The organism is Micromonospora avicenniae, assembly GCF_900156065.1.
Taxonomy (GTDB): Bacteria; Actinomycetota; Actinomycetes; order Mycobacteriales; family Micromonosporaceae; genus Micromonospora; species Micromonospora avicenniae.
The window spans coordinates 1-5,367 of the sequence record NZ_FTNF01000051.1 but is presented as its reverse complement, the minus strand read 5'-3'; the positions used below and the strand labels follow the sequence as shown (position 1 = coordinate 5,367).

The following is a 5,367-nucleotide window of genomic DNA, read 5'->3' as shown; positions in this document are numbered from 1 at the left end:
GGTGTGTGGTTGTTCTTTGAGAACTCAACAGGGTGCTTGATAAGCCAGTGCCAAATTGATTTATTACCCCGGACTGGTTGGCCTCATTTTGTGGGGTCTTCTGGTTGGGATTCCTTTGGCAACACTTTTGTTGTCAGGACTGTTTTTCAACAAAGTTTTTGTTGGAGAGTTTGATCCTGGCTCAGGACGAACGCTGGCGGCGTGCTTAACACATGCAAGTCGAGCGGAAAGGCCCTTCGGGGTACTCGAGCGGCGAACGGGTGAGTAACACGTGAGCAACCTGCCCTAGGCTTTGGGATAACCCTCGGAAACGGGGGCTAATACCGGATAAGACCGCTGGATGCATGTCTGGTGGTGGAAAGTTTTTCGGCCTGGGATGGGCTCGCGGCCTATCAGCTTGTTGGTGGGGTGATGGCCTACCAAGGCGACGACGGGTAGCCGGCCTGAGAGGGCGACCGGCCACACTGGGACTGAGACACGGCCCAGACTCCTACGGGAGGCAGCAGTGGGGAATATTGCACAATGGGCGGAAGCCTGATGCAGCGACGCCGCGTGAGGGATGACGGCCTTCGGGTTGTAAACCTCTTTCAGCAGGGACGAAGCGCAAGTGACGGTACCTGCAGAAGAAGCGCCGGCCAACTACGTGCCAGCAGCCGCGGTAAGACGTAGGGCGCGAGCGTTGTCCGGATTTATTGGGCGTAAAGAGCTCGTAGGCGGCTTGTCGCGTCGACTGTGAAAACCCGCGGCTCAACCGCGGGCCTGCAGTCGATACGGGCAGGCTAGAGTTCGGTAGGGGAGACTGGAATTCCTGGTGTAGCGGTGAAATGCGCAGATATCAGGAGGAACACCGGTGGCGAAGGCGGGTCTCTGGGCCGATACTGACGCTGAGGAGCGAAAGCGTGGGGAGCGAACAGGATTAGATACCCTGGTAGTCCACGCTGTAAACGTTGGGCGCTAGGTGTGGGGGACCTCTCCGGTTCTCTGTGCCGCAGCTAACGCATTAAGCGCCCCGCCTGGGGAGTACGGCCGCAAGGCTAAAACTCAAAGGAATTGACGGGGGCCCGCACAAGCGGCGGAGCATGCGGATTAATTCGATGCAACGCGAAGAACCTTACCTGGGTTTGACATGGCCGCAAAACCTCCAGAGATGGGGGGTCCTTCGGGGGCGGTCACAGGTGGTGCATGGCTGTCGTCAGCTCGTGTCGTGAGATGTTGGGTTAAGTCCCGCAACGAGCGCAACCCTCGTTCGATGTTGCCAGCGCGTTATGGCGGGGACTCATCGAAGACTGCCGGGGTCAACTCGGAGGAAGGTGGGGATGACGTCAAGTCATCATGCCCCTTATGTCCAGGGCTTCACGCATGCTACAATGGCCGGTACAATGGGCTGCGATACCGTGAGGTGGAGCGAATCCCAAAAAGCCGGTCTCAGTTCGGATCGGGGTCTGCAACTCGACCCCGTGAAGTCGGAGTCGCTAGTAATCGCAGATCAGCAACGCTGCGGTGAATACGTTCCCGGGCCTTGTACACACCGCCCGTCACGTCACGAAAGTCGGCAACACCCGAAGCCGGTGGCCCAACCCGTAAGGGAGGGAGCCGTCGAAGGTGGGGCTGGCGATTGGGACGAAGTCGTAACAAGGTAGCCGTACCGGAAGGTGCGGCTGGATCACCTCCTTTCTAAGGAGCACCATCCACTGAAAAGTGGCATGGAGCCCACACTGTCCGAATGTGATGGTGGGGTGCTCATTGGCGGAGACACTGGCGAGCTTGGTGCCGGCAACGGTTTCGGATGTCTAGTACACGCTCTTCGGGGTGCAGGAACGACGGATGTGATGCGGCTGGCGGCGAGTGATTAGCACCCTGTTGGGTCCTGAAGGAACAACCGTTGGTTGTTTTTTCAGAGCCTTCGAGACGGGCGGTTGCCCGTCGAGGCGCCAGGCATGGCCTGGTCCCGCAAACCGGATCCTCTTGTGTGGGGTGTAGGTGTGGGGCTGTGGGGTTGTGGGTTGGTCGTTTGTTGAGAATTGCACAGTGGACGCGAGCATCTTTGTGGTCAAGTTGTCAAGGGCGAACGGTGGATGCCTTGGCACCAGGAGCCGATGAAGGACGTGGGAGGCCGCGATAGGCCTGGGGGAGCTGTCAACCGAGCTGTGATCCCAGGGTGTCCGAATGGGGAAACCTGGCTGGAGTCATGTCCAGTCACCCGCACCTGAACACATAGGGTGTGTGGGGGGAACGCGGGGAAGTGAAACATCTCAGTACCCGTAGGAAGAGAAAACAACATGTGATTCCGTGAGTAGTGGCGAGCGAAAGCGGATTGAGGCTAAACCGGTTGCGTGTGATACCTGTCAGGGGTTGCGTGGTCGGGGTTGTGGGACCCTGCTGAGTGTACTGACATGCACTCGAGGAGTTATAAAGCCAGTTGCTAGTCGAACAGTCTGGGAAGGCTGACCGTAGACGGTGAGAGTCCGGTAGGCGAAAGTGGCTGGTCTTCTGTGGGTGTTCCCGAGTAGCGGCGGACTCCTGAAATCTGCCGTGAATCTGCCAGGACCACCTGGTAAGCCTAAATACTTCCTGGTGACCGATAGCGGACTAGTACCGTGAGGGAATGGTGAAAAGTACCCCGGGAGGGGAGTGAAATAGTACCTGAAACCGTTCGCCTACAATCCGTCGGAGCCTTTAGGGGTGACGGCGTGCCTTTTGAAGAATGAGCCTGCGAGTTAGTGGCATGTGGCGAGGTTAACCCGTGTGGGGGAGCCGTAGCGAAAGCGAGTCTGAACAGGGCGTTCGAGTCGCGTGTCCTAGACCCGAAGCGGAGTGATCTAGCCATGGGCAGGCTGAAGCGCGGGTAAGACCGCGTGGAGGGCCGAACCCACCAACGTTGAAAAGTTGGGGGATGACCTGTGGTTAGGGGTGAAAGGCCAATCAAACTCCGTGATAGCTGGTTCTCCCCGAAATGCATTTAGGTGCAGCGTCGTGTGTTTCTTGCCGGAGGTAGAGCACTGGATGGTCTAGGGGGCCTACAAGCTTACCGAAATCAGCCAAACTCCGAATGCCGGTAAGTGAGAGCGCGGCAGTGAGACTGCGGGGGATAAGCTTCGTAGTCGAGAGGGAAACAGCCCAGATCACCAGCTAAGGCCCCTAAGCGTGTGCTAAGTGGAAAAGGATGTGGGGTCGCATAGACAACCAGGAGGTTGGCTTAGAAGCAGCCACCCTTTAAAGAGTGCGTAATAGCTCACTGGTCAAGTGGTTCCGCGCCGACAATGTAGCGGGGCTCAAGTACACCGCCGAAGCTGTGGCATTCACGCATGTACTTCGCATGGTCTTTCGGGGCTGTGTGCAGGTGTGTGGATGGGTAGGGGAGCGTCGTGCCGGGGGTGAAGCAGCGGAGTGATCCAGTTGTGGACGCGGCACGAGTGAGAATGCAGGCATGAGTAGCGAAAGAAGGGTGAGAAACCCTTCCGCCGGATGACCAAGGGTTCCAGGGCCAGGCTAATCCGCCCTGGGTGAGTCGGGACCTAAGGCGAGGCCGAGAGGCGTAGTCGATGGACAACGGGTTGATATTCCCGTACCCGCGTAGGAGCGACCCTGATGAACCTCGTTGTGCTAACCACCCGAGCTGCCGGCGACCTTCGGGTCAATGGTGGGGAGCGTGGGAACCTGGCGGGTAGTAGTCAAGCGATGGGGTGACGCAGGAAGGTAGCTGAGCCCGGCCGGTGGTTGTGCCGGGGTAAGCGTGTAGGCCGGTGTGTAGGCAAATCCGCACACCATGAGGCTGAGACGTGATGCCGAGCCGATTCAGGTGAAGTCAGTGATCCTATGCTGCCGAGAAAAGCCTCTAGCGAGTTCCGAGCGGCCCGTACCCCAAACCGACACAGGTGGTCAGGTAGAGAATACCGAGGCGATCGGGCGAACTGTGGTTAAGGAACTCGGCAAATTGCCCCCGTAACTTAGGGAGAAGGGGGGCCGGAGACGTGAAGCCCCGCGCGGGTGGAGCGTTGTATGGCCGCAGAGAGCAGGGGGAAGCGACTGTTTACTAAAAACACAGGTCCATGCGAAGAAGTAATTCGATGTATATGGACTGACGCCTGCCCGGTGCTGGAACGTTAAGGGGACCTGTTAGCTCTTTCGGGGGCGAAGCGGAGAACTTAAGCGCCAGTAAACGGCGGTGGTAACTATAACCATCCTAAGGTAGCGAAATTCCTTGTCGGGTAAGTTCCGACCTGCACGAATGGCGTAACGACTTCCCCACTGTCTCAACCACAGGCCCGGCGAAATTGCATTACGAGTAAAGATGCTCGTTACGCGCGGCAGGACGGAAAGACCCCGGGACCTTTACTATAGCTTGACATTGGTATTTGAATTAGCTTGTGTAGGATAGGTGGGAGCCGGTGAAGCTCATACGCCAGTATGGGTGGAGGCAATCTTGAAATACCACTCTGGTTGATTTGGGTATCTAACTTCGGACCGTTATCCGGTTCAGGGACAGTGTCTGGTGGGTAGTTTAACTGGGGCGGTTGCCTCCTAAAGGGTAACGGAGGCGCCCAAAGGTTCCCTCAGCCTGGTTGGCAATCAGGTGTTGAGTGCAAGTACACAAGGGAGCTTGACTGTGAGACTGACAGGTCGAGCAGGGACGAAAGTCGGGACTAGTGATCCGGCACTTGCGTGTGGAAGCGGTGTCGCTCAACGGATAAAAGGTACCCCGGGGATAACAGGCTGATCTTCCCCAAGAGTCCATATCGACGGGATGGTTTGGCACCTCGATGTCGGCTCGTCGCATCCTGGGGCTGTAGCAGGTCCCAAGGGTTGGGCTGTTCGCCCATTAAAGCGGTACGCGAGCTGGGTTTAGAACGTCGTGAGACAGTTCGGTCCCTATCCGCCGTGCGCGTAGGATACTTGAGAAGGGCTGTCCCTAGTACGAGAGGACCGGGACGGACGAACCTCTGGTGTGCCAGTTGTCCCGCCAGGGGCACGGCTGGTTAGCTACGTTCGGAAGGGATAACCGCTGAAAGCATCTAAGCGGGAAGCTCGCTTCAAGATGAGGTATCCCACCACTCTTTGAGTGGGTAAGGCCCCCAGCTAGACGACTGGGTTGATAGGCCGGAAATGTAAGCCCGGTAACGGGTTCAGTTGACCGGTACTAATAGGCCGAGGACTTGACTACTAAGCTGCTACGCGTCCACTGTGCAACTCCCGACAAACGAACAACACACCCGTGTGGGTTGTGGTTGTTTGACATGTCGATAGAGTTACGGCGGTCATGGCGGAGGGGAAACGCCCGGTAACATTCCGAACCCGGAAGCTAAGCCCTCCAGCGCCGATGGTACTGCACTCGGGAGGGTGTGGGAGAGTAGGACACCGCCGGACATT

Annotated in this window: 3 rRNA genes; all 3 read left to right on the top strand. The window is 57.7% G+C overall.

Features of this window, described 5'->3' with window-relative positions:
- Positions 1-158 precede the first annotated feature (158 nt).
- The 3 genes from BXA10_RS30175 (at position 159) to rrf (ending at position 5,364) form a co-directional block, all read left to right on the top strand.
- Positions 159-1,674 (top strand): 16S ribosomal RNA (locus BXA10_RS30175).
- A gap of 374 nt (positions 1,675-2,048) precedes the next feature.
- Positions 2,049-5,161 (top strand): 23S ribosomal RNA (locus tag BXA10_RS30170).
- Positions 5,162-5,247: 86 nt separating this feature from the next.
- Positions 5,248-5,364, top strand: a 5S ribosomal RNA gene (gene rrf, locus BXA10_RS30165).
- The 16S, 23S and 5S rRNA genes sit together here, the layout of an rRNA operon.
- Positions 5,365-5,367: the final 3 nt, after the last annotated feature.